A 26,725-nucleotide genomic window follows, 5' to 3' on the forward strand; every position below is an offset into this window, starting at 1 on the left:
AGCCTCCTCAGCCGCCCGCGAACGGGGGCAGCACGTCGATCGTCACCCCGGCCGGCAGCGGTGTCCGACGATCATGACAGGTCACCCCGTCGACCAGAAAACTCGCCACGGTCAGCACGGCGGCCAGCCGCTCGCCGTGCCGCTCGGCCAGCTCGCCGGCGAGTTCGTCCAGGGACCGCCCGGCGGACGCGGTCTCCTCGGCGGTGCCGGCGGCGGCCCGCGCCCCGGCGAAGTAGCGGACGGTCAGCCGCCCGGTCGGGCGGTCGGGCGTGTCCGGACGCACCGGTCACCCGCCGATCGCGGACATCGGCCGGGCCGGCTGGAGGAAGGCCGGGTCGTCGATGCCGTGCCCGGCCCGCTTGCCCCACATCGCGGTGCGCCAGCGCCGGGCCAACTCCTCGTCGTCCGCCCCGGCGCGCAGCGCCCCGCGCAGGTCGGACTCCTCGGTGGCGAACAGGCAGGCGCGGACCTGGCCGTCCGCGGTGAGCCGGGTGCGGTCGCAGTCGCCGCAGAACGGCCGGGTCACGCTTCCGATCACCCCGACCAGGGCCGGGCCGCCGTCGACCAGCCAGGTCTCGGCCGGGGCGGCGCCCCGCCGGGCCGGGTCCGGGGACAAATCGAAGCCGGTACGCAGCGCGGCGAGGATCTCGGCGGCGGTGACCATGGTCGACCGGTCCCAGCCGTGCTGGGCGTCCAGCGGCATCTGCTCGATGAACCGCAGCTCGTAGCCGTGGGCCAGGGCGAAGCGGAGCAGCGCGGGGGCCTCGTCGTCGTTGACCCCGCGCATCAGCACGGTATTGATCTTGACCGGGCTGAGCCCGGCGGCGACCGCCCCGGCCAGCCCGGCGAGGACGTCCGCGAGCCGGTCCCGCCGGGTCAGCCGAGCGAACCGGGCGGCGTCGAGGGTGTCCAGCGACACGTTCACCCGGTCCAGCCCGGCGGCCCGCAGGGCGGGGGCCAGCCGGTCCAGCCCGAGGCCGTTCGTGGTCAGCGAGATCCGGGGCCGGGGCTCCAGCGCGGCCACCGCCGCGACGATGCCGACCAGGCCGGGGCGGATCAGCGGCTCCCCGCCGGTGAACCGCACCTCGGTCACCCCGAGGTGCCGCACGGCCAGCCGGACCAGCCGGACGATCTCGTCGTCGGTCAGCAACTGCGGACCGGCCAGCCAGGGCAGTCCCTCGGCCGGCATGCAGTACGTGCAGCGCAGGTTGCACTTGTCGGTCAGCGAGACGCGCAGGTCCCGGGCGACGCGGCCGTACCGGTCGACGAGGACGCCGTCGGTCGGTGGGGCGGCGGTCACCCCTCGACCGTAGCGCGCCCGGCCCCGCGCAACGCGGCGCGGGCGGCCTCGCCGACCGCCTCGCGGTACGCCCCGCCGAACAGGGCGGCGTGCACCAGCAGCAGGTGGAGCTGGTGCAGTGGTATCCGCTCGGGCCACCCGTCGGTCAGCGGCCACGCCTCCCGGTAGGCGCCCATGATCCGGTCGTGGTGCGGCGGCCCGCCGAACAGCGCCAACTGGGCCAGGTCGGTCTCCCGGTGCCCGCCGTGCGCCGCCGGGTCGATCAGCCAGGCCCGCCCGTCGGTCCCCCAGAGCACGTTGCCCGGCCACAGGTCGCCGTGCACCCGGGCCGGCGGCTCGTCCCCGCCGAACTCGCCGATCCGGTCGAGGACCGCCTCCACCAGCGCGGCCTCGACGCTGGTGAGCGCGCCGCCGTCGACCGACGTCCGCAGGTACGGGGCGAGCCGCCGGCGCGCGAACCAGTCCGGCCACGGGCCCGGGTCCGGCGTGTTGTCCTGGGGGAGCGCGGCGATGAAGCCGGGCCAGTCCGCGCCGAAGGCGGCGGCCCCGGCCCGGTGCGTGGCGGCCAGGTCGCGGCCGAACCGCTCGGCGGCCTCGGGCGTCGGCTCGCCGGCGTCGACCCAGTCGAGCGCCAGCAACCCGGGCAGCGCCACCACCACCTCCGGTACGAGGGCCCCGCCGGCCTCCCGCAGCCAGCGCAGCCCGGCCGCCTCGGCGGCGAAGAAGCCCTCCGGCGCCGGCCGCCCGGCCCGGTCCTCCGGCCAGGTCTTGGCGAAGACGGAGTGCCCGTCGTCCAGGGTCAGTCGGGACGCCGCGCAGACGTCCCCGCCGGCGACCGGCGTCTCCCGGATCCGCTGGTGGGTGAGGAAGGTCGGCAGGTGTTCCGGATGCGCCCGGAGGTACGCCAGGTCCATGAGCGCAAGGTAGCCGCTCGGGGCGCTTCCCGTGGGGGTCTCCGGCGTGGTCCGGCGTCAGCGGGACGCGCCGGCCCGTTCCGGCGCCGGTCCCCCACCGGCCGGGTGGAGAAGCGGTTCGATGCCCGGGCGTCCGGTCGACGCACGGTCAGCGGCCCCAGCAGGGGGACCGGGGCTGAGCTGCGCCGATACTCTCCGTGGCTGTGGACAACCCGCGTGTCGTCCACAGGGCCCGCCGAGGCGCCCGGACGCGGCCGAGGCTCCCTCCATGACCCGCACCGACCGCCCCCGGCTCACCGTCCGCTCGCCCGCCGACCTCATCGCGGCCGTGCCGTACCTGCTCGGGTTCCATCCCGCCGACAGCGTGGTGGTGGTCGCGATGCGGGGCCGGCGGATCGTCTTCGCCGCCCGGGCGGACCTGCCGGGCCCGGGTGACGACCCGCTCGACCCGGCCGCCCACCTGGCCGGCGTCATCGCCCGGCAGGGCGCGGAGTCCGCCACCGTGCTCGGCTACGGCGACGCCTCCCGGGTCACCCCGGCCGTCGACGCGGTACGCGGGTCGCTGGCCGCCGCCGGGCTGACCGTGCTGGACGCCCTGCGGGTCACCGACGACCGCTACTGGTCCTACCTGTGCGACGAGCCGACCTGCTGCCCGCCCGAGGGCACCCCGTACGACACCGGGGCCAGCGAGGTCAGCGCGGCGGCGGTCTTCGCCGGTCAGGTGGCCCTGCCCGACCGGGCGGCCCTGACCGCGCAGGTGGCCCCGTTCGGTGGCCCGGCCCGGGTGGCGATGCGCCGGGCGGTCGACCGTGCCGAACGCCGGCTGGCGGCTCTGCTGGTCGGGGCGTCCGAGGCCGACCTGCTCGGCGGTCGGGCGCTGCGCCGGGCCGGCGTGGACGCCGTCCGCGCCGCCCTGCGCCGGCGCCGGCGGGGCGAGCGACTCACCGACGACGAGGTGGCCTGGCTGACCCTGCTCCTCACCCACCTGCCGGTCCGCGACCACGCCTGGGAACGCACCGACGGGCGGGAGCGGGACCTCGCCCTCTGGACCGACGTCCTGCGCCGCGCCGAGCGGGACCTGATCGCCGCGCCGGGTTCCCTGCTGGCCTTCGCCGCCTGGCGGGCCGGGCAGGGGGCGCTCGCGGCGGTGGCACTGGAACGGGTGCTGGAGGCGCACCCGGACTACTCGCTCGCCCTGCTCCTCGACGACCTGCTGCGCCGCGGGGTTCCCCCGTCCCAGCTCGACGGCTGGCCGACGACCGGCGCGCCCGGCGTGCTCCGCCCCCGCCGACGCCGCGACTGACGAGCCGGTTGGCCGGGGGAGGGTGGACGTGGCGCTTCCGGATCTCCCCTTCGGCTCCGCCTCCGCCTTACGCTCTGCCAGACCTGCGAACCGCCCAGCAGCCGTCACCCAGGAGCCGATCTTGCACTGTAAAGTGAAGGAAAATCGAAAGTCGATTTCTAGTACCGCAGGTCAGAATGGCTGCTCCCCGCGTTCACATGCGGTAGGTCAGGCTTGCTCAGGTTGTGCTGGTTGGGCGTCTGCCCAAAGCGCCTCAAAGTGCTCTACGTAACGGTCGAACGGGCCGCCAGCTTCGCGGCGGCGAAGGTGCAGCGTCACCGAATCCTGGCCCAGCCCCGCACCGGCTGGATCTGCCGACGCTGCGGGCGGCCGTACCCCTGCCCGACCTGGACCGGTTTTCCGCTGGACGGCCGGCTCCGGACCGCGCTGCTGCCGGGGTTCCTGCGGATGGCGCAGCAGGCCGTCCGCGACCTTCGCGGTCGACCGGGCGGCCCGACGCCCCCGGAGATCGTCCGGCGTTTCCTGTGGTTCGTGCCGCTGAACGAGGACGAGGCGCGGGCGATCGCGCCGCGGGTGTGCTGATGTCCCGCGCCGCCCGCCCGCACCTGCCGGTCCGCCCGATCTGGCTGTGCCGCGTCTGCGGCCACCCGTGGCCCTGCGGCGAGGCACGGCTGTCGCTGCTGGTCGAGTACCGGGGCAACCGGACCGCCCTACTGATCTACCTGGCCACGCTGAAGGAGGAGGCGACCGTGCAGCTGACCGAGCTGCGCCCCGGCCGGCCGCCGGGTGACCTGACCGATCGCTTCATCTACTGGGCACGTGCTCGCGGACAGCGCCTCTTGACCGGGGCCGCATCCGCTGCAACTGGCGGCAACTCTGGGGCGAGCCGCACAACCTCATTGATCGTCTGCACTTGAGGGAGACGACACGCCGTGCGGAGTGTCCGTTATCGACAAACGATCATACGCAGCGAGCGTGTGTGTGGGGCTGAGGATGGATGCAATGCCCTCGGCGTCGGCCGCTCCCGATATTCACCCGTGTGCAGTGTGCAGCTGATAGATCATGTCGGCGTGGCAGATGTCGTCGAGATCCACGTACCGCTGGTGCCGACCCCGGGTCTGCCGGTGGACGGCTATCCATTTCCCTGGATCGAGCGGATCGAGGACTTCCTGGTTGGCCTTGATGAGGAGGGACAGGTCGAGGTGCCGGACGACGGCGAGCAGTACGACGACAACTACGTCTTCTTCATTGCCGGAGCGGACGAGGACGTACTGCTCGCGGCGGCCTCCCGGGTGGCTGCGCTCGACGGTGTGCCTGCCGGCGCCTTCGCCATGGTCACCAGAGACGATGCCGAAGAGATGGGCCTGGGACGACGCGTCGACCTGCCGTTGCCCGACGCGTCAGTGAACGGGGCGCATGCGTGATCCCGTCGAGGCCACCGACTTCGAACTGACGGCTGGCCGGGTGGTCGACAACGGCGATGGTCGACAACGGCGGAGGTGGACGCGTCGTCTCGGTGGTATGACGTCGTCAGGAGCAGCAGGACAGGAAAGGACGTGGGTCGTGACACGCGGACGTCCGGCGAACACGGGGCCCGCCCGGGTCCTCGTGGTCGGTGATGTCCACGGCGAGTTCGAGCTGCTCGCCGGGTGGTCGGCGGCTGTCCGTGAGTCGCTCGGCCCGCTCGACGCCATTCTCGCCGTCGGCGACGTCGAGCCCAACCGCGACGAGACCGACGCGGCAGGGGTGCACGGGCCGGCGAAGTACCGCAGGGTCGGCGACTTCCCGCTGCTCGTGGAGGGGCTGCTCGACCTGGGTGCCCCGCTGCACTTCATCGGCGGCAACCACGAGCCCTGGCCCGCGTTGGACGCGGCCGGCCCCGGCCGGTGGAGCGAGGGCGTCCACTTCCTGGGCCGCGCGGGGGTAACCGAGGTCGCCGGCCTGCGGGTGGCGTTCCTGTCCGGCATCCACTCGCCCCGCATCACCGACGTCCCCAGGGCGCGGCGGGACACCGCCAGGGAGCGCACCTACTACACGGCCGAGGAAGTGCACCAGGTGAGTCGGGCGGCCCGTCGTGCGGGCGCGGTCGACGTCCTGCTCACCCACGACTGGCCGGCCGGGCTCACCGGGCCGCGCCGGAACGGCCCGGTCGGCCGGGCCGAGCTGCGTACGTTGTGCGAACGCCTCCGGCCGCGGTGGCACTTCTGCGGGCACATGCACGACCGGCACCGGGGGGCCATCGGGCCCACGGAGATCGTGTGTCTCGGTCACATCCGGAGCGGGCCGCAGGCGTTCGCCGTCATCGAACGAGAGCCTGACGGCCGGCTGGTGCTCGTCGAGGACGTCACCGGGTCGGCCCGGAACCCGATCCGCGCGACCAGTGAGTAGCATGTCGACGCGTAGTCAGCGGTCGATCCGGTGTGGCCCCGTGTAGACGTTCATGGTCCGGCCGCGCAGGAAGCCGACCAGGGTCATCCCCGCCTCCTCGGCCAGGTCGGCGGCCAGGGTGCTGGGGGCGGAGACCGCCGCGAGCAGCGGCACCCCGGCCATCCACGCCTTCTGCGTCAGCTCGAAGCTGGCCCGGCCGGAGACCAGCAGCAGGTGCCCGGCCAGGGGCAGGCGGTGCTCCCGCACCGCCCAGCCGACCACCTTGTCGACGGCGTTGTGCCGGCCGACGTCCTCGCGAAGCACCACCAGCTCCCCGGCGCCGGTGAACAGCCCGGCCGCGTGCAGGCCACCGGTGCGGTCGAAGTTGCGCTGCGCCGCCCGCAGCCGGTCCGGCAGCTCGGCCAACAGCCCGGCCGGGACGCTCAGCGGGTCGTCCGCGACAGCGAACCGGGAGCGGGTCCGCACGGCGTCGATGCTGGCCTTCCCGCACACCCCGCAGGAGCTGGTGGTGTAGAAGTTGCGGGTCTGGTCGGCGGCCGGTTCCGGCACGCCGGGGGCGAGCACCACGTCCACCACGTTGTACGTGTTCGGCGTGTCCGCGCCCGCGCAGAGCTGGGCGGTGTGCACGTCGGCGGCGGACCGGATCAGTCCCTCGGTCAGCAGGAACCCGATCGCCAGGTCCAGGTCGTCGCCAGGGGTGCGCATGGTCACCGCCAGCGGTCGCCGCCGGCCGGGGCCACCCGGCCCGACCCGGATCTCCAGCGGCTCCTCCACGGAGAGGCTGTCCGGCCGGCGTACCGCACCCCGGGCCGGGTCGGCCGCTTCGAGGTCGATCCGCAGCACGCTGCGCCGGTCAGTGGCCCGTCCCATCCCGCCATCCTGCCGCAACGGCCCGGACGGGACCACGTGTCCACCCGTGGCGTCGGCCGGACGGGTCGGCAGGTGTCGGCCGGTCCGGCGGGGTCAGGAGGTCCCGGCTGGTCCGGCGGTCAGGAGGTGGCGGCCGGGCCGGCGGGCTCCTCGGCCTCGCCGGACAGGCTGCTCTCCAGCCAGCTCACCACGAGTTCCGTGACCGCGTCGGGCGGGGGCATGGCGATGCCGACGGCGTTCTCGCGCTGCCACAGTTCGAAGATCACCCGCTCCTGCGGCTCGACGACGGTGTGGCCCTCGTCGCGCAGCGTCTCCACGTGGCGTTGGGTGATCCGCTTCGTCCACATCGACTTGTTCATGCTCGGGAAGAAGATCGCCGGCCGTTCGCTGGCCAGCAGGACGGTCTGCGCGGGGGTGCCGGCCAGTCCGAGCGCCGCCGCGGCGATCGTGCCGGCGGTCGCCGGCAGCACGACGATGCCGAGCGAGCGCTTGGCGAACTCGGTGGGGTTCAGCGCGGGATCGCCGCTGGCGAACACCTCGTCCGCGTACCACGCGGCCACCTGGGGCTGCACGAACCGCTCGGCGCTGGCGGTGAGCAGCACCCGTAACGGCAGATCGATCTCCTGGCGCAGCCAGGACAGGTACCCGGAGGCCGCCATCGCGGCGCTGGAGCCGCAGATGATGACCGAAAGCGCGTCGTCTCGCATGCGGACAGCGTTCCGGCGGCGGGACGCCGCGGACATGGGGGAACGACCCCATCTTCGCCGCGCCTCCAGGGCGGGAGTTTGGGGGCTGTTCCCCATGCCGCCCGGGGCGTCCGGCTGGCAGGTTCGTCCTCAGCCGGCCGCCCCCACGACCCGCCGGCCGAGGAGGTGAACGGCATGAAGAAGATCACGATCCGCAAGACGGGCTCCATCAAGCTCACCACGTCGGCGCCGCTGTACTGCACGGACTGCTGCTGACCGGTCCGGCCGTCCCGGCGCGTCTGCGTGCCGGGACGGCCGTCGCCGGGCCCACGCCCTGGAGGAACCATGTCAACCACCCGCCTGGAGTTCCATCCGCTCACCTACGTGACGGAGCGGGACGGGGTCACGGTCGGCCGGATCGACGCCGCGTCCTTCGCCGTGCTGCCCGAGGACGGGGTCGCGCTGCTGCGCCGCCTCGCCGACGGGATGCCGGTCGGCGAGGCGGAGCAGTGGTACCGGCGCACCTTCGGGGAGCCCGTCGACATGGCCGACTTCGTCGACACGCTGCGCGAACTCGGCTTCATCCGGGCCGACGGGGAACCACCGGCCCGGCCGCCCGAGGTCCGCTTCCGGCGGCTCGGCCGCGCGGCCTTCTCCCCGCTGGCCTGGGCGGCGTACGCGCTGATCGTGATCGCCGCCGCCGTGGCCATGGTGAGCCGGCCGGAGCTGCGTCCGCACGCCCGGAACGTCTTCTTCGTCCCGTCACTGCTCGCCGTGCAGCTCGGGCTGGCCCTGTGCCAGTCGCCGGGCATCCTGTGGCACGAGTGGTACCACCTGCTCGCCGCCCGCAGGCTCGGCCTGCCCACCCGGATGCGGGTCGGCCGCCGGCTCTACTACGCGGTGGTGGAGACCGAGCTGGACGCCCTGCTCACCGTTCCCGCCCGGCAGCGCTACCTGCCGATGCTGGCCGGGCTGCTGGCCGACGCGGTGCTCTTCGGCGCGCTGGTGCTCGTCGCCTGGGCCGGCCTGTCCGACGGCCTGTCCTGGCCGGGACGGCTGGCGCTGGCGGTGGCGTACACCGTCCTGCTGCGGATGTCCTGGCAGTTCTACGTCTTCCTGCGCACCGACCTGTACTACGTGGCGACCACGGCACTGGGCTGCACCAACCTGCACGAGGTGAGCCGGGCCTGGCTGCGCGACCGGTTCGCCTGGCTGCCCTGGGTGCGCCCGTCCGACGAGCCCCCGGACGACTGGTCCCCGCGCGACCGGCAGCTCGCGCCCTGGTTCGCGCTGATCACCTGCGGCGGGGTCGTGGCGCTGCTGGTGACCGTCACGCTGTGGACCGCTCCGCTGGTGCTGGAGTTCGCCTCCCGGGTCGTCTCCGCCCTGGTGAACGGCTCCCCCACCGGCCCCGGCTTCTGGGACTCGATCGGGTCGCTGCTGCTGGTCGCCTTCGAGATCGTGCTGCTGCCGCTGCTCGCCGGCCGCTCCCGGCGGCGGGCCGCCCCCGCACCGGACCCGGCGCCGGCGGGCTGACGGCGCCCCGCCCGGCCACCCCCGACACCCACCGCGACGCAAGGTCCATCCCAACGGAGGAGCAAGGCATGACTGCACACCAATGGCGGATCGGGCCGGCGCCGGTCGACGGCGAGCAGGTCGATATCGCGGTCGACTGTCACCGGGGGCTGCGCGGTCCCTACACCGGTCTGGGCAGCCTGCTGCGGCTGGTCGTACCTGAGGCGAACGGACGCTGGCCGGACCTCGTCCAGCGGCACCTGACCGAGATCCTGTCCGCCGCCCCGGAGCTGCGCGGGGCGATCGACGCGGCGCCCGAGACGCTCACCTCCCTGGCGGTGCCCGAGGAGCGGACCCGGATCTACCCCGCCAACCGCACCCGCCGCCTGGCGCACGGCGCGACGGAGTTCCTCGCCGGGTACGCCGCCCGCGCCGGCCGCCTCCCGCTGCGGCTCGCGTTCGACCGGGTGGACCAGGCGGACCCCACCGACCAGGAGTTCCTCGCCATCTTCCTGCGCCGGGTGCGGCCGGACGTGGTGCGGATGCTGATCGGCACCGACGGCGGTGCGCTGGAGCCCGAGCTGACCGCGGCCCTCGACCGGTACGCGGGGCGGCTGCCGGAGCTGACCCGGGTCGCCGGCCGGCCCGGACGCGGCCCGGCGGAACTGCTCCGGGCGTACGTCGACGCGGACGGCACCTCCACGGACCCGGCCGAGCTGGCCGCGTACCGGCAGGCCGACCCGCAGGCGCGGGTGGCGCTGCACGACGCCCGCGCCGCGCTGTTGCGCGGGCGGGGCGAGTGGAGCCTGGAGCTCGGCGCGATCCCCTGGCACCTGGAACGCGGCAGCGATCCCGCCGGGGCCGGCGCGGAGGCGCTGTACGAGGCGGCGCGGCACTGCGGTGCGCTGGGGTACTACCACGCGGTGATCGACTACGGGACCCGTGGCCGGGCCATCGTCGATCCCGACACGCAGATGGAGCGGTTCTGGCTGCTCAGCACGCGGGCGAGTTCGGCGATGGTGGTGCTCGGCCGCACCGTCGAGGCGGAGCCGACCTACCTCGACCTGCGCAGCCGGTACGCGGAGCCGGAGCTGCAGATGTCCACCGGCTACGCGCTGGCCATGCTCTACACCCGCTTCCACCCGGCGGAGCTGAGGGACCACCACCTGGCCCGGGGCTACATCAACAACTCCATCGCGATCGCCTCGCTGCTGCCCGACCCGCAGAAACGCGCCTTCCACTCCGTGTTCCAGAACAACGGCCTGGCGCTGATCGAGATGCGGCTGGGCCGGCTGCCGGCGGCGCTGCGCCTGGTCGACGACGGGCTCAACCGGCTCGACCGGGAACTGCCCGGCGACAAGCACCGGCTGCACCGCTCGGTGCTGGTGCACAACCGGGGCAAGGCGTACCTCGCCCTGGGCCGGCTGGACGAGGCGCTGACGGACCTGACCAACGTCATCGAGCTGGACCCGAACTACGCCGACTACTACTTCGACCGGGCCGACGTGCGGCGGCGGCTGGGCGACCTGACCGGCGCGGTCGCCGACTGCGACACGGCGATCAGCCTGTCGCCGCCCTTCTTCGAGCTGTACTACAACCGGGCCGACCTCAAGGCCGAGCTGGGCGACCTGGCCGGGGCGATCGCCGACTTCGGCTACGTGGTCGAGCTGGAACCCGACCAGCTCGACGCCCGGGTGAACCTGATCAGCCTGCTGCTCGACGAGGGATCGGTCGACGCCGCCCGGCCGCACGTCGAGGAGGGACTGCTCCGCCACCCCGGCGACGCCCGGCTGCTGCACCTGCGCGGCGTGCTGGCGGTGACGGACGGCGCGGAGGCGGACGCCCGGCGGTACCTCGACGAGGCGTTGGCGGCCGACCCGGAACTGGTCGCCGCGCTGGCCAGCCGGGCCGCCCTGGCCTTCGACGGCGGGGACCACGAGCGGGCCGTGGCCGACCTGACGGCCGCCCTCGCCGTGGACGCGGACAACCCGGACCTGCTGTACAACCGCGGGTTCGTCCACGAGGCGGCGGGCCGGTGGGCCGAGGCGGTCGCGGACTACAGCCGGGCGTTGGAGGTGCCCGGCGCGGACCGGGAGGAACTGTTCAGCCGGCGCGCCCGCTGCCACGCCGAACTCGGCGACGCCGAGGCCTCCCAGGCCGACCGGGCGGCCGGCGCCGGGCAGCCGAACCTGGCCGACCGGGCGGCCGGTGCTGGGCAGCCGAACCTGGCCGGCGCGCGATGACCACCACGGCCTCCCGGCGCGCCGGGGCGGGGGCCGTCCGGGTCCCACCGGCGGACCCCGCCCCGGCCGCGCCGCCGTCCCCCGGGGCCGAGCCGGCCCGGAGCGCCCCCTCCGGCGGCTCAGGGCCGACCCGCTCCGCCCCGGCCGGCCGCCCCGAGCCGGCGCGGGCGGCCCCGGTCAGTGGCCCCGAGCTGCGGGAGTTCATGCGCAACTGGGCCACCGGCGTGGCGGTGGTCACCAGCCGGCTGGCCGGGCGGCCGGTCGGCTGCACGGTGAACGCGTTCACCTCGGTCTCGCTGCGCCCGCCGCTGCTGCTCGTCTCGCTGGCCCGTACGAGCCGCACGTTGACCGCGATCACCGCCGAGGGAGGCTTCGCGGTGAACCTGCTGGACCGCCGGCAGCGGGACCTGGCCGACCGTTTCGCGACCGCCACCGGGGACCGCTTCGCCGGGGTGGCGCACCGCACGGTCGACGGGCTGCCCCTGCTCGACGGGGCCATGGCGGTGGCGGTGTGCGCGGTGACCCAGCTCATCGGCGCCGCCGACCACATGCTGGTGCTCGGCTCCCCGTACTGGTGCGAGGCCGGGGACGACGCGGACCCGGCCCTCTTCCTCGGTGGCCGCTACCGGACGGTCAGTCCGGCGTGACCTCGTCCCGGACCCGGGCGGCGTAACGGCTGAGCGCCGCCCGGTTCGCCTGCTCGGTCTTGGCGATCAGGCTCGCCACGTGCTTCTCGACGGTACGCGGCGAGATGAACAGCTCGCTGGCGATGCTGCGGTTGTCGGACCAGTCCGCCATGAGTTGGAGCACCTCGTACTCCCGCTCGGTGACCCCGATCATCCGCAGCGGCTGCGGCACCCGGCTCGTGGTGCGGCGGTACGGCACCACCACGCCGAGGCGGCGCAGGTGGGCCCGGCAGGCGCGGGCCGGGGCCGGCAGCCCCGCCCGACAGAAGTACTCCTCGGCGCCGCGCAGCCAGTCGACCGGGTCCCCCCACCGGTCCGCGTGGGCCGCCGGCGCGACGAGTCGCAGGCCGAGGTGGACCGCCACCGGGTGGGCCTGGGCCCGCCGCACCGCCGTCACCGTCGCCCCGGCCGCCTCCCGCTCGCCCTGCCGGCCGAGCAGCACCGCCTTCGCCAGCAGCACGAACTGCCGGTTCCAGTGCAGCCGCCCGGCCGGCGCCGCCCCGACCTCGCAGCACCGGCGCCAGTCGGCGTCGCCGTCCAGCACCCCGAGCAGCAGGCCGAGTCCCTGGTGGCCGGTGAGCGGGTAGGGCGCCGGTCGCTCGGCGTCGTACGCCGCCGCCCGGTCCAGCTCTCGGCGGGCCCGCCCCGGGTCCTCCTCCAGCAGGGCGCACACCGCGGCGGCCATGCCGTGGGCGAGGGCGGCGAACGGCTGGCACTCTCCGTCGTCCGCGAGGCCGGCCAGTACCGCGTCCAGCTCGTGCCGCCGCCCCCGGTGTCCGGCGCACACGGCGCGGACCAGCGCCAGCAGCGGCGCGCTGTCGCCCAGCCCGAGCCGGTGCGCCTCGGCCGCGCTCTCCTGGACGAGCCGCTCGGCCTCGGTGTACTCGGCCCGCAGCGCGTGGTCCCAGGCGAGCCGGACGTCGACCGCGTGCCGCACGGCCGAGGCGCCCGTCCGTCGGGCCCGCTCGGTGGCGCGCAGCAGCGCGTCGGTGTCCCCGGTGAGCAGCCACCGCTGCTCGGCGAGCAGCACCGCGGCCCGGTTGCGCCACAGCGGCAGGTGGTGCCGCTCGGCGAGCCGGTTCATCCGGGCGAAGCAGGACTGGGCCTCGTCCGCGCCCTGCCGGCGGGCCAGCACCCCGCGCACCTGCCAGCCGAGGCAGGCGACGCCCGGCAGCCCGGCGCGCTCGGCCTTCTGCACGGCGTGCGCGGCGAGCCGGGCGGCCCGCTCCGGCGCGTCCGGGCCGAGGTGGGCGGCGGCGACGGCGTCGACGGCCGCGGTCTGCCGCTCGTGGGCGCCGGGGCCGAGCACCGTACGGGCGGCGTCGAGCTGCGTGGCGGCGTCGGCGCGGCGGCCGGCGAGGAGAGCGAGCCGGGCGAACAGGACGTGCACCGCCGCCAGCCGCTCGGGCGGGACGGCCGGATGGCAGAGGTCGTCGAGGTTGTCGAGCAGCCGTAACCCGCGCCGGGCCTCGCCGCTCTCCACCAGTGCGCAGAGCAGCTCGTGCAGCACGTCGGCGCGGAGCGGGCTGTCGGCCGACGCCTGCGCCAGCCGCCACGCCTGGTCGAGGGTCTCGGTCGCCGCCCGGAGCCGCCCGGCGTTGAGGTCCCGGCGCCCGGCCAGGGCGAGCAGCCGTACGGCGCCCCGCACGTCACCGGCGAGCTGGGTGAGCCGGGCGGTGAACCGGCACCACTCCCCGGGCAGGCCCGGGTGCAGCTCGTTCACCGCGTCGACCGACTGGTAGGCGAGCGCGGCCTGGTCGGTGGGGGTGAGCTGGCCGAGCAGCGCGACGGCTGTCGTCATGGTGCGGAAGGCGTACCAGTCGTGGTCGTGCCCCTCGGCGGCGAGCAGGCCGGCGGCGACGGCGGCGCGCAGGTGCCCGAGCAGGTCGTCCTGTTCCATCCGCAGCGCCCGGCCGAGCACGGAGATCGGGAACCGCTCGCCGATCACGGCCGCGGCGGTGAGCAGGTGCCGGCCGGCGGGACCGAGCCGGTCGGCCTGGTCGGTGACACTGTGCCGCACGGTCGGCGGAATCTCGGTGTGCACCTCGTCGACCAGGCGGCACCCGCCGGACTCCACCACCAGCGTGCCGCTGTCGCGCATGGCGCGCAGCAGCTCCGTGGCCAGGAAGGGGTTGCCGGCGCTGTCGCGGCAGAGCCGGTCCAGGACCGGCTCCGGTATCCGCTCCGGTTCCAGGCCCAGCCGGGACGCCGCCAGCAGGTGCACGGCCCGGCGGCCCAGTGGCTCCAGCCGCAGGATGGTGCCGCTGCACCGCCGGCCTAGCGCCTGCGCCAGGTCCCACGCCGGCCCAAGCTCGGGCCGGAGGGTGGCCAGCAGCAGGGTGCCCTGGTCGGCGATGTTGTCGGCCAGGTACTCGACCACCGCCAGCGTCGCCGGGTCGGTGTCGTGCAGGTCCTCCAGCGCGAGCAGGCAGCCCCGGCCGGTGCCGGTTACCGAGAGCAGCCGCAGCACCGCCTCGGCGAGCAGCACGGGGGGCGGCGCGGTCGCCGCGGTCTCCGCCGACCGGTACTCCGGGATGAGATCGCCGAGGGCGGACCGGTAGGGCCGCAGGCTGGCGTGCTCCAGGATCGGTTCGGTGCGGAACAGCAGGGCCAGCGCCTCGGTCAGGGGGCGCAGGGCCACCGCCCGGAAGGTCGAGCCCGCCCGGCCGAGCAGCACGCCCATCCCGGACCGCCGGCCCTGGTGGGTCGCCTCCAACGTCAACCGGGACTTGCCCATGCCGTCGCCGCCGACCAGGAAGATCGTGCCGCCGCAGCCCCGCCGGGCCTGGGCCAGCGCCTCGTGCAGGAGGGCGCGTTCCCGGTCCCGGCCGACCAGGGTGGGCAGTTCCGGATGCTCTCCTGCTGGCATGTGCACCTGTCCCTCCGTCCAACGTCGAAGAGCGTGGCGCCCCGGCCCCGAAGCGCTGCGGACCGGCTCGGCCACGGGCGCCACGAGGCTTCGGACGGAGCGTTCCTGAGTCGTCACCCTATGAAGGAATTAACAAGATTTACAGACCCGTCCGGAGGAGTCCGCACCCGTCCTGGCTGTCGACTCCGCGACATGCGCCCCCGGGCGCGGGCGGGCGGTACGGTGACCGCGTGGCGGGCTGGGCGGCGGTCGTGTTGGCGGGTGGATCGGCGCGCCGGATGGGTGGCGTGGACAAGCCAGCCCGGCTGGTCGGCGGCCGGCCGATGCGCGACCGGGTGCTGGCCGCCGTGGCCGACGCCGACGTCCGGGTCCTGGTCGGCCCGGCCGGCCCGGTGCCGCCGGGGGTCCGGCTGACCCGGGAGAGCCCGCCGGGCGGTGGTCCGGTCGCCGCCACGGCCGCGGGCCTGTCCCTGCTGCCCGCCGGTACGCCGACCGTCGCCCTGCTCGCCGCCGATCTGCCGCTGCTCACCCGGGCGGCGGTGCGGGTGCTGCGCGACCAGCTCGCCGACCCGACGGTGGACGGCGCTTGCCTCGCCGACCCCGACGGCCGGCGGCAGCCGCTGTGCGGGGTGTGGCGGGTCGCGCCGCTGCGGGCCGCCCTCGACCGGCTCGCCGCCGCCCGGGGCGGGACGCTCGACGGCGCGGCCGTGCGGGCGCTGCTCGCCGGCCTGGTCGTGCGCGACCTGCCCTGGTCGGGGACGGGCCCGCCGCCCTGGTTCGACTGCGACACTGACGAGGACGTACGCCGGGCGGAGGAGTGGACGCGATGACGGTGCTGGACGACTGGGTCACGGCGGCCTGCGCGGAGCTGGGCCTCGATCCGGACCAGGTGCCCGTGCCGGTCGTGCTCGACCTGGCGAAGGACGTCGCCCACCAGGTGCTGCGCCCGGGCGCGCCGGTCAGCGCGTACCTGCTCGGCCTGGCCGTGGGGCGCGGGGCCGACCCGGCCGCGACGGCCGGCCGGCTGAGCGCGCTCGCCGGCACCTGGCCGGTGGAGCTGGGCGACCAGCCTCCCGCCTGAGCCTTCCCGGCCCGCTCCCCGCCCACCATCGGGCGTGGCCGCTGTCCGGCGTCGGCCACGGCCGGTGTCCGATCCTGGTCGGCCTGATTCGCCCCCGGCCCGTCCTGGGTAGGGTGACCGTGACGGACGGAGGCGATCATGACGGTAGGCCACCCCTCGGCCGGAGAACCGCCCGGCGGCACGCCCGAGCAGCACGAGTCGATCCTGCTCGACGAGCCGACCACGGCTGACCTGCGGGCGAAGGTGACCGAGGCATGGCGTGAGTTCGCCCGGGCCCTGGCCGAACGGCTGCGCGAGCTGCCCGTCGGGACGCACGTCGAGCTGACCCTCGACCCCACCGCCTCCGGCACCGGGGACGCCGTCTACTCGATCAGCGCGGACCTCACCGCCGAGGGCCGGCTCTCGGCGCGGGCCGTCGGCAACGCGACCCTCCCACAGGGCTACCGGCTGGACCGGTCCGCCGTCGCCGACATGGTCGCGCTCGGCTGGTCCCCACCCGGGGTGGTCCCGGGCTCCGGCGAGCACTTCGGCCTGGAGGGCGACACCGCGGAGGCGACCCGGCTTGCCGCGCTGCTCTCCCGTACCCTGCGGGACGTCTACGGCGCGCCGCACCCGGCGTTCCTGGTCTACCTGGTGCACGACGCCGGGGGCGAGCCCGTGCCGGTGGACCCGCTGGGCACCGCGCGTAGCGAGTTCGGCCCGGACCAGGACGTCGAGGCCGACCTGGACGAGGCGTTGGCCGCCGCCAGCGCCCAGGCGGCCGAGGGTGACGTGCTGGACCTGGCGGAGCGGGTCCGCACCGTCGTCTCCACCATGCTCAAGTCCAACTCCGACCAGTTGCAGGTCGACTCGGACGGGGACATCAACATCCGGGCCGGTTCGGCGATGGTCTTCGTCCGGGTCCGCGACAACCCGCCCCTGGTCGACGTCTTCTCGCCGGTGCTCACCGAGGTCGAGCCGACCGAGCGGCTCTACGTGAAGCTCTCCGAGCTGACCAACCGGATGCCGATCGGGCGGCTCTACTGCGCCGACGACACGGTGTGGGCGTCCATCCCGGTCTTCGGCCGCAACTTCCAGGCCACCCACCTGATGCTCGCCGTGCAGGTGATGACCGGTCTCGCCGACGAACTGGACGACCGGCTGCACGGCGAGTTCGGCGGGAAGCGCTTCTTCGGCGAGGGCGACAAGCCCGGCCGGCGGGAGCAGGACGAGCACCGCACCGGCATGTACCTCTGACGGCGGGTGGGTCGCCGCAACCGGGGATGAGGTCAGGGGCGGGTGGGACCCGGGCGGCCCGGGTCCCACCCGTCGGCGGGGAGGCGGCTCAGGTCGCCGGCAGCCAGGCCAGTGCGGTGCCGCCGGACGGTTCGCTGGCCCGCAGGCCGGCGTGGGAGACGGTCCAGAGGGTGCTGCCGACCAGCACCGACCGGGCGACCGGGGCGCGGCCCGGGTGGGCGATCGCGCCGGCCCGCGTGACGGTCCCGTCGGTGACCCGCAGCAGCAGTACGGAGCCGTCGTGGACGGGGAGCGCCACCAGGCCGGTCCGGGGGTCGTAGAGGAAGGCGTGCGGGTCGAACTCCGCCGCCGCGCCGGCCCTCGGCAGGTGGTACTGGGCCAGCCGGGTGGGCCGGGCCGGGTCGGCCACGTCGAACAGGGAGACCTGGAGGCCCTGCACCCGTCCGTTGGTGTCGGCCTCCTGCCCCACTCCGATCAGCCGCCCCTCGCCGGCCGGGTGCAGGTACGCCGAGTACCCGGTGATCTTCAGCTCGCCGGTGACCCGGGGGGCCGCCGGGTCGGTCAGGTCGAGCGAGTAGAGCGGGTCGGTGCGTCGGAAGGTCACCACGTACCCGGTGGGGCCGAGGTAGCGAACCGAGTGGATCCGCTCGCCCCGGCCGAGCCCGCTGACCGCCCCGATGCGGGTCAGGGCGCCGTCCCGGCGGGTCAGCACGTACACGGCGGACTCGGTCGCCGGCCGCGCCCCGCGCTCGTCGCCGCTGGTGGTGGCCACCCGCAGGTGGCCCTGCCACTCCGACAGGGCGTACTGGTTGATCAGCGTGCCCGGCACCGCGCCGCTGGCCAGGTAGCGGGGCCGGCCCGGGGCGCCGGTGTCGAACTGGTGGATCACGGTGGTCGGGTCGCCGGACCCGAGCCAGCCCCGCGGCCGGAGTTGGCCCGGCCGCTGCCGCTGTCCGGCGAGGTAGAGGCTGCCGGCGGTGCCGTAGACGGTGTCCGCGTCGCCGGCCACGCTCACCGGGTCCCCGTCCCCGAGCCGGCCTGCGGCCAGGTCGAAGCTCAGCACGGTGAGCACGACGGTGCCGGTGCTGTCGGCCGTCGCGCTCAGCCGGTCGCAGCCGACCTGGCCGTCGCCGCTTCGGCCACCCTCGGTCCAGTCGTACGTCGGTAGCCAGGCGTCCAGGCCGGCGCGGGCGATGACCGCCCGGTTCGCCGCCAGCCGCTGCGCGTCGGTGGCGTCCTCGCCGAGGACGGGGAAGCCCAGCCGGGGCTGCGAGCGGACCACCACCCGGGCCGTCGGGCCGGTGAGCCGAGCGTCGAGCAGGCTCCCGTCGACCCGGTACGTCCCGGTCAGCGTGGGCCGCCCGGCCAGGTCCACCAGGAGCAGCCGGGGCCCGGCCGGCACGTCGGCCGGAGGCGCGGTGGCCGGGCGCCGGACACCCGGCAGGCCGGGGGTCGGGCGGACCGCCGCCGACCGCGCGAGGACCAGCGCCCGGTCCCCGTGCAGCAGCAGGCTGTCCGGCGACCAGCCGAACCGGCCGCCGCCGGTCAGGTCGAGCTGCCCGGTGGCCCGCCGGGTCGCCGGGTCCACCACCCGCAGCACGCCCCCGGTGACCGTGACGATCCGCCGGCCGTCGGTCTTCACCAGGTCCGGCTCGTCGGCGCCCGGCTCGTGGTTGTTGGTGCCGGAGTGTTCCGCCGCCGCGCCGGCCGCCCGCGCGCCGTCCGCCGTCTTGGGCACCATCGCCGGCTCGGCGAGCCCGCCCGGCGCCATGCCGCTGCGCCAGCCGGGCTGGAAGCCCCACGGCCCGACCGAGGCGGAGGCCGCGGCGCGCAGGCGGGTCAGCGCCTCGGCGCAGGTGTCGAAGGAGACCAGCCGGAGCGGGCCCGGCGACGGTTCCGGTTCGCGGTGTGGGAGGGCGGCGGCGCTCCCGGCCAGCAGGGCCAGCGCGACCAGCGTGCCGGCCGCGGCGGTGAGGTGTCCCCGAGTCATGCCCGCTTCGACGCCGCATGTCCGGCTCCGGTTCCCGGCCCCGTCGTGGGTTGGAGCCACCCTGAAGGCCCCGAGCCGCTACGCGGAGGGCCCGACGCCGGGGGACTCGACCAGGCGGGACAGCACGATGGTGCTCCGGGTCGAGGTGACGAAGGACTCGGCGCGCAGCCGCTCCAGGGCCTCCTCCAGGTGGCCGATGTCCGCGGCGCGCAGGTGCACCAGCGCGTCCGCCTCCCCGGAGACGGTGTACGCGCCGACCACCTCGGGGTGTCGGCGGACGGCCACGCCGATCTGGGCGGGGGTGGTCCGCCCGGCGCAGAACAGCTCGACGAACGCCTCCGTCGTCCAGCCGACGGCGGCCGGGTCGACGACGGCCGTGAACCCTCTGATCACCCCGGCGGCCCGCATCCGGTCGACCCGGCGCTTGACGGCGGGGGCGGATAGTGACACCCGGGTGCCGATGTCGGCGTACGACGCGCGGGCGTCTGCCACCAGTAACGCAATGATTCGCTGGTCCACGGCGTCTATCTGCAACGTTCCGCCTTCGGGAAGCAATGGTTGTGGCTGTTACCAAAGTTGTACGGTACCTACTCTTGGTCACCGTGAACCAGCAGCGAGTCCCGCGAAAGCGGACATACCTCTTGTGCTCGCCCGAGCGCTTCGCCGTCGAGTACGCGATCAACCCGTGGATGGACGTCACCACCCCCGTCGACGTGGAACTGGCGGTCAAGCAGTGGGGCCGCCTGCGGGAGACCCTGGTCGCCCTCGGCCACGAGGTGCACCTGCTCACTCCCGAGCCCGGCCTGCCCGACATGGTGTTCGCCGCCAACGGCGCGTTCGTGGTCGACGGGACGGTGTACGGCGCCCGGTTCAAGCACGAGCAGCGGGCCGCCGAGGCCGCCCTGCACCGGGCCTTCTACGAGTCCCAGGGCTGGCGGTTCATCGCCCCCGGCGAGACCAACGAGGGTGAGGGCGACTTCGCGTACCTGCCGGACGCGTACGGCGGGCTGATCCTCGCCGGCCACGGCTTCCGCACCGAGCTGCCCGCGCACGCCGAGGCGCAGGAGGCACTCGGCCGTCCGGTGGTGTCGCTGCACCTGGTCGACCCGCGCTTCTACCACCTGGACGTGGCGCTGGCCTCGATCGACGACGGCAACATCGCCTACTACCCGGGCGCCTTCTCGGCAGCCAGCCAGAAGGTCCTCGCCCAGCTCTTCCCGGACGCGGTGCTCGCCGACGACGCCGACACCCTGGCCTTCGGGCTGAACCTGGTCAGCGACGGCGCGAACGTCGTGCTCAACGGGGACGCGACCCGGCTCGCCGGCCGGCTCAAGGCCGCCGGCTACACGCCGGTTCCGGTCGAGCTGTCCGAGCTGAAGAAGGGTGGCGGCAGCGTGAAGTGCTGCGTCGCCGAGCTGCGCCACTGACCGCGGCGGCGCCCGACGGCCGCAGCACCGCACGGGCGTACCGACGACCCGGGCCGGTCTCACCTGGGGGGAGACCGGCCCGTCCACGCGTGCGCCGCGCCGCTCGCCACCTGCCGGCGGCGGCGCGGCCCGCTCAGCCGAGCGTGGCCAGCTCGTTGATCAGCACGTTGGACAGCAGCCGGCCGTCCCGTTGGACCTTGCGCAGGTACCACTTCTGCTGCGGGGTACGCGGCTGGTTGAACTGCCACGCCCCACGCGGGCTGTCGATCTGGCCGATCTTGCCCAGCGCCAGGTTGACCTGCTGCGAGGTCGGGTTGGGCCCGGCCTGCCGGATCGCCTTGTCCAGCACCTGCGCCGCGTCGTACGAGGCCATCGCGTAGGTGGTGGGCGACGCGCCGTGCGTCTTGCGGTACGCCGAGGCGAAGGTGCGGTTCGCGGTGTTGTTGAGGTCGGCGGAGTAGTTCAGCGCGGTCACGATGTTGCGCGACTCCACCTCCTGCACCTCGCTGAGCACCGTGCCCTCGGTGAGGAACCCGGGGGCGTAGATCGGGCCGGTGTACCCCTCCCGGTGGAGCTGCTTGATGAACTGCACGGCGGACGGCCCGGCGAAGTGGCAGAAGACCGCGTCCGGGTCGCGGCCCAGCGCCCGGCGGATGTCGGCGGCGTATGTGGTGCTCCCCGGGGTGCTGGTGGGGTCGGTCCAGATCACCGGGTCGGAGATCCGCGGGTCCGCCGACCCGGCCGTGCTGAACTGGGCCTGGAGGCCCTGGATCACGTCCCGGGAGCCCAGGTTGTCCGGTGCGATCAGGGCGACCCGGCTGCCGGCGGGCAGCCGCTGCGCCATGTACGGACCGAGCGCCCGGCCCGGCTCGTCCAGCACGTACGAGGTGCGCCAGATGTAGACGACGCTCTGCAGGCTCTTCGGGGAGGCGTTGGAACCGATCAGCGGGACCCGGGCCTTCTCCACGGTGTCCCGGATGCCGGCCATGACCGTCGAGTTGACCACCCCGGTCAGCGCCAGCGCGCCCTGCTTGAGCAGGTTGTCCACGGCCGCATTTCCGGTCTTGGCGCTGTCGCCCTCGTCGGCGGTCAGCAGGGTCACCGGATGGCCGCCGAGTAGCTGGTCGTGCAGGGTGAGGTAGAGCTGGAAGCCGTTGACGACCTCGTCGCCGATGGCCTTGAGGCCGCCGGACTGTGGCGCGATGAGGCCGATCTTGACGGGGGCGCCGGTGGGGGCCGAGGAGTCCTCGTCCTCCGTGGCGCAGGCGGCGGTGAGGCCGGTGGTACCGAGAGCGGCCAACAGTTGGAGCGCCCGCCTACGGTTCATCTGGGACACCGAGTTCCTTCCGGGAGCTGAGCAGGGCCGATACCGCCCCCTCGGCGTTCTACCCCCTCCGCGACGCTGCGTCAATGATCAGTAATCAACCTGCAAGGAACGCAGCGCACGGGCCACTTCCGGCCAGGCGGGCGACTCCGGATCGATGAGCCCGAAATGCTCGCATTCGGAAAGCTCGATCAGTCGGACCCGGCCTCCCGCCGCCCGCGCGGCGGCGACGTAGGACCGGCTCATCGCCACCGGCACCTGCTGGTCCAGCGCGCCGTGCACGACTACGGTCGGTGTCGGTGGCGGTACCCGAGCCGCCGGGTCGGCGTCCGCGTACCGCTCGGGGCGCTCCGCCGGGCCGCCGCCGAGCAGCGCCGCCACCGCGCCCGAGTCCAGGTCCAGCCGGTACGCCTCGGCGAGGTCGGCCACCGGCGCCAGCGCCAGCACTCCGGCCACCGTGTCCGGGGCGGACGCGGCGGCGTGCAGCGCGAGGTGGCCGCCGGCCGAGTGGCCGACCAGCAGCGGCGGACCGGGGCTCAGCCGCTCGCCCAGCACCGGCCCGGCCAGCCCCGGCAGCGCCGCCACCCCGGCCAGCACGTCGGTCAGGGTGCCCGGCCAGCCGCCCCCCGGCTGCCCGGTCCGCCGGTACTCCAGCTGGGCCACGGGGTGACCGAGCCCGGCCAGGGCCGCCGCCAGCGGACCGGTGTGGGCCCGGTCGTACTCCGCCCGCCAGAAGCCGCCGTGCACCACGACGACCAGCGGCCGGGGCGGGCCGTTCCCCGCCGGGCGGCGCAGGTCGGCGACCTGGTCCGGATGTCCGCCGTAGGCGACGGTGGCGTCCGGGGCGGGGGCGGGGCGGTCGAGCACGGCACGGGGGTCGGCGGGCATGCCGGCGACGGTAGCGCGGAAACCGCCGGCCGGGATCGGTCCCGGCGAGCGTGCCCCCCGTCGGCTGGGTGAAGATGGGACGCATGACCGAAGCGCACTCCACTGAACAGAACGACGAGCCGGATCACGAGGGCGCCGGGGGCGCCGGCACGGTGGTGGTGGTCGGCCCGGACGGCCGGCCGGTCGGCACCGTGCAGACCGACGAGGCCGCCGGGGAGGACCCGACGCGACTGGTGGAGCAGCCGGCCAAGGTGATGCGGATCGGCAGCATGATCAAGCAGCTGTTGGAGGAGGTCAAGGCCGCCCCCCTCGACGACGCGAGCCGGCACCGGATGCGGGAGATCCACGAGCGCTCGATCGTCGAGTTGAAGGAGGGCCTGGCCCCCGAGCTGCGCGAGGAGCTGGAGCGGATCTCGCTGCCCTTCGCCGAGGACAAGGCGCCCAGCGAGGGCGAGCTGCGGATCGCCCATGCCCAGCTCGTCGGCTGGCTGGAAGGGCTCTTCCACGGCATCCAGGCGGCCCTGGTGGCCCAGCAGATGGCCGCCCGGGTGCAGTTGGAGCAGATGCGCTCCGGCCGGCAGGCGCTGCCCAGCGGCCCGGCCGGGCTGGTGCCGGGCATGCCGGGCATGGGCCAGCCGCAGGGCGGCGAGGGGCACAGCACCGGCCAGTACCTCTGACCGCCGCGCGCCGGGCCGTCCGCGGCCCGGCGCGGCTCACCCCACCCCGAACACCTTCTCCAGGTACGCGGCCACGCCGTCCTCCGAGTTCGCCGAGGTGACCTCGTCGGCGATCTCCAGGACGGCGGGGTGCGCGTTGGCGACCGCCACCCCCCGGCCCGCCCAGGTCAGCATCGGCACGTCGTTGGGCATGTCGCCGAAGGCCAGCACGTCCCGCTGGTCGATGCCCGAGCGGGCGCAGTACCAGGCCAGGCCGGCGGCCTTGGTCACCCCGGCCGCCGAGACCTCCACCAGCCCGGTGTACGACGAGTGGGTCGCCTCGGCCAGCCCGCGCAGCGCCCCGGCGACCACCTGGACGAACACGTCCGGGTCCTGCTCACCGGCCCGGGCCAGCAGCTTCACCGCCGGCACCGAGTGCAGCTCCTCGGGCGAGGTGACCGCCCGGATCGCCTCGGCGTCGGCGTCCCAGCGCAGCGGGTAACCCGCCTCGTGCCGCATCTCGCGGCTGTCGACGATCTCCACGGCGAAGCTCACCCCGGGCACCTCGGCGCGCAGCCGGCGGGCCACCTCGGCGAGCAACTCCGGGGCGAGCGGGTCGGCCCGGAGCACCTCGTCGGTCACCGGGTCGTACACCACGGCGCCGTTGGCGCAGATCGCCGGCAGCGGCTCGGCGAGCTGCTCGTACACCAGGGAGAGCCAGCGGATCGGACGGCCGGTGACCAGCACGACCGGCGTGCCCCGCGCGGACATCCGGGCCAGCACGTCCCGGGTACGCGGGCTGATCGCGCGGTCGTCGCCGAGCAGCGTGCCGTCGATGTCGGTGGCGACCAGCCGAGGTGTCTCTCCCATCACCGGGAGAGTAGTCGGTCCAGGTAGACCGCGACTCCGTCGTCGTCGTTGCGCAGGGTCACCTCGTCGGCGGCGGTGCGGACCGTCGGGTGGGCGTTGGAGACGGCCACCCGGGCCCACCCGGCCCACGCGAACATCGGCAGGTCGTTGGGCATGTCGCCGAAGACCAGCACCTCGGCCGGGTCCACCCCGAGCCGCTGCGCCACCACGGTCAGCCCGGACGCCTTGTCCACCCCGGGCGGGCAGATCTCGATGAAGCCGAGCCCGGCCTGGGTCAGCGAGGCGACCTCCGCCGGGACGATCCGGCGGGCGGCCTCCAGCAGCGTGTCCACGTGGTGGTCGGCGGTCCGGGCGAACGCCTTGATCACGTCGCCGGAGAGGCACTCGTCCCGGGTCCGGGCCTCGAACCGGTCCGGGTACGGCCAGCTCGGGTGGTAGTCGCCCCAGAGCGGGGCGTCGTGCTCGTCGGACGCCTCGACCATCACCGTGAGCGGGCCGACCGCGGTCTCCAGGTCGGCGACCAGTCGGGCCAGCACCTCGCCGGGAAGTCGCTCGTCGCGCAGCACCAGCGGGCCGGCCGGGTCGCTCTGGTCGACCACCCGGCCCCCGCCGGCCATCACCAGGAAGTCGGCGGCGCGGATGTCGTTGCGGGTCAGCTCGGTCAGTCGTGGCCCGCGGCCGGTCGCGCCGACCACGGGGATGCCGGCGGCCCGTACCCGGTCGAGCACCTCGTGCGTGTACGCGGAGACCGTCTCGTCGCTGCGGACCAGGGTTCCGTCGAGGTCGGTGGCGACCAGCTTGGGCAGTCCCGGGCGGGTCATCGTTCCTCCTTCGCCCGCCGCCGTCGCGCCGGCCCGTTCGTTGGGTCGTCGGTGCCTCGACCGGGAGTGACGGCGGGCAGCAACCGTACCTCGCCGAGCAGGTCGCAGCCATTGCTTCCCGACGAACCGGCCGGCAACGACGGGCGGCCACCCGGTGTCCGACCAGCCGGCCGTGAGCGGCGTGGTGCAGCCGTGCCGGGCGGGGCTGGCGGGGGCGCTGTGACGGCCGTCAGGCGGGTGGTTCGGGGCGGGCGAACGGCACCGTGGGTTGGACGGTGAGGTCCGCCGGCGCGGCCGGCAGGTCGGCGTCGCGGCCCGACCGGGGCGGGCCGCCCCGCCAGCCCCAGTGGCCCGGCTCCGGCTCGGCCTCCGGGTCCGCCGGCCCGGCCCCGTCGACCGGGGCGCTTTCCCGGCCGGTCGGGCCCGGGACCGGCACCCGCCCGGCGAGGTGCAGCGCCGCCGCCAGCAGCGCGCAGGCCACGAAGGCCATCACCAGGCCCCGGCCGTACTCGATCCGGAAGCCGTCCTCGGGGGAGTAGAAGAAGGTGCGCTGGCCGGAGTCGTCGAGCGAGAACGCCGTGGCGACCAGGACGCCGAGCAGGGCCGCCGCCAGGGCGAGGCCGGCCACCCGCGCGTTGTGCCGTACGGCGGGTGTGCCCCGCAGGGCCAGGGCCACCGCCGCGGCCAGCGCGAAGAGTCCCACCAGGTAACCCACCCCGAACCCGCCGACGTCGGACACCCCGCCCGGCACCCGCAGCGTGGCGTTGCCCTCGGGGCCGCCGTTGGGCACGGTCATCACCAGCCACTCACCGACCAGGGAGGCGAAGGCCGCCGCCACGCCGAGGCCGGCCGGCAGCAGCGGCAGCCGCCGGTCCCGCCCCAGCCCCGCCAGCGACCGGCCGGCCCGCCCGGGAGGCGTGGGTTCGGGCCCACCCCACTCCACGACGGCGACGCCGTCGGACCGGGTGTCCTGCCGGGGGATGGGGAGATCCTGGGACATCGGCCACCTCTCCGCCGTTCGCGGGCCAGAGCCGAATCATGACACAGCCGACACCGCGCGCCCGGGAACCGGATCCGCCCGGTCCCGTGGCGGGACGACCGGCGGTCGGTGCCACGCCGAGGCCCGCCAGTGCGCGGGGTCGCCCGGGACCGGGTCCGATCGGACGCAGTCGCTCGCCCGCCGCCCGGCTTTCGGTTAGCGTCGGTGCATGCCTATCCGTACCGCATCCGCACGTTGGCAGGGCGATCTCACCGAGGGTTCCGGCACGGTCCGCACCGGCAAGGGCGGCCTCCAGGGGAACTACTCCTTCAAGTCGCGCTTCGAGGAGGGCGAGGGGACCAACCCCGAGGAGCTGATCGGCGCCGCCCACGCCTCCTGCTTCTCGATGGCCCTCTCCAAGCAGCTCGCCGACGCCGGCGTCACCGGCACCTCGGTGGAGACCACCGCCAAGGTGCACTTCGACAAGACCGACGCGGGGATGACCGTCACCCGGATCGACCTGGAGACGGTCGGCCAGGCGCCGGGCCTCGACGAGGCCCAGTTCACCAAGCTGGCCAAGACCGCCAAGGAGAACTGCCCCATCTCGCGACTGCTCTCCCCGGGGGCCCAGATCAGCCTCACCGCCCGCCTCGCCTCCTGACCCCGGCGCACCGCGCCC

General features: G+C 75.0%; 27 protein-coding genes. 14 read left to right on the forward strand and 13 right to left on the reverse strand.

Annotated elements, in window-relative coordinates; all coding sequences use genetic code 11:
* Window positions 1-7: 7 nt before the first annotated feature.
* Genes C5N14_RS32095 through C5N14_RS12050 form a run of 3 tightly spaced genes read right to left on the reverse strand, consistent with a single transcriptional unit; the run spans window position 8 to window position 2,214 of the window.
* On the reverse strand, window positions 8-283 hold the full coding sequence (locus C5N14_RS32095; RefSeq protein ID WP_165878084.1) for a MoaD/ThiS family protein: 276 nt from the start codon (window positions 281-283) through the stop codon (window positions 8-10).
* A 3-nt stretch (window positions 284-286) separates the two neighbouring features.
* Complete coding sequence (moaA, locus tag C5N14_RS12045; RefSeq protein WP_117668176.1) at window positions 287-1,300, reverse strand: GTP 3',8-cyclase MoaA; 1,014 nt, start codon at window positions 1,298-1,300, stop codon at window positions 287-289.
* Window positions 1,297-2,214 (reverse strand): fructosamine kinase family protein, encoded by a 918-nt coding sequence (locus C5N14_RS12050; protein WP_117668177.1) that lies wholly within the window; start codon window positions 2,212-2,214, stop codon window positions 1,297-1,299. Before C5N14_RS12050 ends, moaA begins: the two co-directional genes overlap by 4 nt.
* Window positions 2,215-2,482: 268 nt before the next feature.
* On the opposite strand from C5N14_RS12050, the gene C5N14_RS12055 reads away from it, so the two are divergent.
* From C5N14_RS12055 to C5N14_RS12080, 5 genes are all read left to right on the forward strand, one after another.
* Entirely contained in the window at window positions 2,483-3,517 is a 1,035-nt protein-coding gene (locus tag C5N14_RS12055) for a DUF4192 domain-containing protein (protein ID WP_117668178.1), read from the forward strand.
* A 258-nt stretch (window positions 3,518-3,775) separates the two neighbouring features.
* Complete coding sequence (locus C5N14_RS12065) at window positions 3,776-4,099, forward strand: hypothetical protein (protein WP_243639472.1); 324 nt, start codon at window positions 3,776-3,778, stop codon at window positions 4,097-4,099.
* Window positions 4,099-4,434, forward strand: a complete 336-nt coding sequence (locus tag C5N14_RS12070) for a flavin reductase (protein ID WP_243639474.1) — start codon at window positions 4,099-4,101, stop codon at window positions 4,432-4,434. The genes C5N14_RS12065 and C5N14_RS12070 overlap by 1 nt, the downstream gene beginning before the upstream one ends.
* 153 nt (window positions 4,435-4,587) lie before the next feature.
* A complete protein-coding gene (locus tag C5N14_RS12075; protein WP_117668286.1) occupies window positions 4,588-4,941 on the forward strand; it encodes a hypothetical protein in 354 nt (117 codons plus the stop codon).
* A gap of 139 nt (window positions 4,942-5,080) precedes the next feature.
* Window positions 5,081-5,905, forward strand: coding sequence for a metallophosphoesterase (locus C5N14_RS12080; RefSeq protein WP_165878085.1), 825 nt, complete (start codon window positions 5,081-5,083; stop codon window positions 5,903-5,905).
* A gap of 15 nt (window positions 5,906-5,920) precedes the next feature.
* On the opposite strand, the gene fdhD is transcribed toward C5N14_RS12080, so the two are convergent.
* Both fdhD and C5N14_RS12090 read right to left on the reverse strand, forming a co-directional pair.
* Window positions 5,921-6,775 (reverse strand): formate dehydrogenase accessory sulfurtransferase FdhD, encoded by an 855-nt coding sequence (gene fdhD / locus C5N14_RS12085; protein WP_117668180.1) that lies wholly within the window; start codon window positions 6,773-6,775, stop codon window positions 5,921-5,923.
* Between the two features lie 119 nt (window positions 6,776-6,894).
* Window positions 6,895-7,482 (reverse strand): flavoprotein, encoded by a 588-nt coding sequence (locus C5N14_RS12090; RefSeq protein WP_117668181.1) that lies wholly within the window; start codon window positions 7,480-7,482, stop codon window positions 6,895-6,897.
* A 324-nt stretch (window positions 7,483-7,806) separates the two neighbouring features.
* Between C5N14_RS12090 and C5N14_RS12095 the strand changes: the two genes are divergently transcribed.
* From C5N14_RS12095 to C5N14_RS12105, 3 genes are all read left to right on the forward strand, one after another.
* On the forward strand, window positions 7,807-8,997 hold the full coding sequence (locus tag C5N14_RS12095) for a hypothetical protein (protein ID WP_117668182.1): 1,191 nt from the start codon (window positions 7,807-7,809) through the stop codon (window positions 8,995-8,997).
* Between the two features lie 68 nt (window positions 8,998-9,065).
* Window positions 9,066-11,219: a lipopolysaccharide assembly protein LapB gene (locus C5N14_RS12100; RefSeq protein WP_117668183.1), complete on the forward strand. Its 2,154-nt coding sequence runs from the start codon at window positions 9,066-9,068 to the stop codon at window positions 11,217-11,219.
* Window positions 11,216-11,866, forward strand: a complete 651-nt coding sequence (locus tag C5N14_RS12105; RefSeq protein ID WP_117668184.1) for a flavin reductase family protein — start codon at window positions 11,216-11,218, stop codon at window positions 11,864-11,866. Before C5N14_RS12100 ends, C5N14_RS12105 begins: the two co-directional genes overlap by 4 nt.
* Here C5N14_RS12105 and C5N14_RS12110 read toward each other — a convergent pair.
* Window positions 11,853-14,774, reverse strand: coding sequence for an AAA family ATPase (locus tag C5N14_RS12110; RefSeq protein ID WP_128763560.1), 2,922 nt, complete (start codon window positions 14,772-14,774; stop codon window positions 11,853-11,855). The genes C5N14_RS12105 and C5N14_RS12110 overlap by 14 nt on opposite strands.
* A gap of 137 nt (window positions 14,775-14,911) precedes the next feature.
* On the opposite strand from C5N14_RS12110, the gene C5N14_RS12115 reads away from it, so the two are divergent.
* The 3 genes from C5N14_RS12115 to C5N14_RS12125 all read left to right on the forward strand — a co-directional run bounded on the left by C5N14_RS12115 (window position 14,912) and on the right by C5N14_RS12125 (window position 17,091).
* Window positions 14,912-15,604 carry an NTP transferase domain-containing protein gene (locus C5N14_RS12115; protein WP_117668186.1) on the forward strand — a complete coding sequence of 231 codons (693 nt, stop codon included), beginning with the start codon at window positions 14,912-14,914 and terminating at the stop codon, window positions 15,602-15,604.
* Window positions 15,601-15,855, forward strand: coding sequence for a DUF6457 domain-containing protein (locus tag C5N14_RS12120; protein ID WP_128763561.1), 255 nt, complete (start codon window positions 15,601-15,603; stop codon window positions 15,853-15,855). The genes C5N14_RS12115 and C5N14_RS12120 overlap by 4 nt, the downstream gene beginning before the upstream one ends.
* A gap of 138 nt (window positions 15,856-15,993) precedes the next feature.
* A complete protein-coding gene (locus C5N14_RS12125; RefSeq protein WP_117668188.1) occupies window positions 15,994-17,091 on the forward strand; it encodes a hypothetical protein in 1,098 nt (365 codons plus the stop codon).
* An 88-nt stretch (window positions 17,092-17,179) separates the two neighbouring features.
* Here C5N14_RS12125 and C5N14_RS12130 read toward each other — a convergent pair whose 3' ends face one another.
* Window positions 17,180-19,081, reverse strand: coding sequence for a beta-propeller domain-containing protein (locus C5N14_RS12130; RefSeq protein ID WP_117668189.1), 1,902 nt, complete (start codon window positions 19,079-19,081; stop codon window positions 17,180-17,182).
* Between the two features lie 78 nt (window positions 19,082-19,159).
* The gene (locus C5N14_RS12135) at window positions 19,160-19,615 is read right to left on the reverse strand and encodes an Lrp/AsnC family transcriptional regulator (protein WP_117668190.1); all 456 of its coding nucleotides are present in this window, start codon (window positions 19,613-19,615) and stop codon (window positions 19,160-19,162) included.
* Window positions 19,616-19,674: 59 nt separating this feature from the next.
* Here C5N14_RS12135 and ddaH point away from each other — a divergent pair, with 59 nt between their 5' ends.
* Complete coding sequence (ddaH, locus tag C5N14_RS12140; protein ID WP_207892705.1) at window positions 19,675-20,508, forward strand: dimethylargininase; 834 nt, start codon at window positions 19,675-19,677, stop codon at window positions 20,506-20,508.
* 133 nt (window positions 20,509-20,641) lie between these two features.
* Here ddaH and C5N14_RS12145 read toward each other — a convergent pair whose 3' ends face one another.
* Entirely contained in the window at window positions 20,642-21,844 is a 1,203-nt protein-coding gene (locus C5N14_RS12145; protein WP_117668192.1) for an ABC transporter substrate-binding protein, read from the reverse strand.
* 78 nt (window positions 21,845-21,922) lie between these two features.
* Complete coding sequence (locus C5N14_RS12150; RefSeq protein ID WP_117668193.1) at window positions 21,923-22,720, reverse strand: S9 family peptidase; 798 nt, start codon at window positions 22,718-22,720, stop codon at window positions 21,923-21,925.
* A gap of 74 nt (window positions 22,721-22,794) precedes the next feature.
* Between C5N14_RS12150 and C5N14_RS12155 the strand changes: the two genes are divergently transcribed.
* Entirely contained in the window at window positions 22,795-23,397 is a 603-nt protein-coding gene (locus C5N14_RS12155; protein ID WP_117668287.1) for a bacterial proteasome activator family protein, read from the forward strand.
* A 36-nt stretch (window positions 23,398-23,433) separates the two neighbouring features.
* Here C5N14_RS12155 and C5N14_RS12160 read toward each other — a convergent pair whose 3' ends face one another.
* The 3 genes from C5N14_RS12160 to C5N14_RS12170 all read right to left on the reverse strand — a co-directional run bounded on the left by C5N14_RS12160 (window position 23,434) and on the right by C5N14_RS12170 (window position 26,067).
* The gene (locus tag C5N14_RS12160; protein ID WP_117668194.1) at window positions 23,434-24,246 is read right to left on the reverse strand and encodes an HAD family hydrolase; all 813 of its coding nucleotides are present in this window, start codon (window positions 24,244-24,246) and stop codon (window positions 23,434-23,436) included.
* The gene (locus tag C5N14_RS12165) at window positions 24,246-25,067 is read right to left on the reverse strand and encodes an HAD family hydrolase (protein WP_117668195.1); all 822 of its coding nucleotides are present in this window, start codon (window positions 25,065-25,067) and stop codon (window positions 24,246-24,248) included. Before C5N14_RS12165 ends, C5N14_RS12160 begins: the two co-directional genes overlap by 1 nt.
* Window positions 25,068-25,296: 229 nt before the next feature.
* A complete protein-coding gene (locus C5N14_RS12170; protein WP_117668196.1) occupies window positions 25,297-26,067 on the reverse strand; it encodes a hypothetical protein in 771 nt (256 codons plus the stop codon).
* 208 nt (window positions 26,068-26,275) lie between these two features.
* Here C5N14_RS12170 and C5N14_RS12175 point away from each other — a divergent pair, with 208 nt between their 5' ends.
* Window positions 26,276-26,707: an OsmC family protein gene (locus C5N14_RS12175; RefSeq protein WP_117668197.1), complete on the forward strand. Its 432-nt coding sequence runs from the start codon at window positions 26,276-26,278 to the stop codon at window positions 26,705-26,707.
* Window positions 26,708-26,725 lie beyond the last annotated feature (18 nt).

The organism is Micromonospora sp. MW-13 (assembly GCF_003434305.1).
GTDB lineage: Bacteria > Actinomycetota > Actinomycetes > Mycobacteriales > Micromonosporaceae > Micromonospora.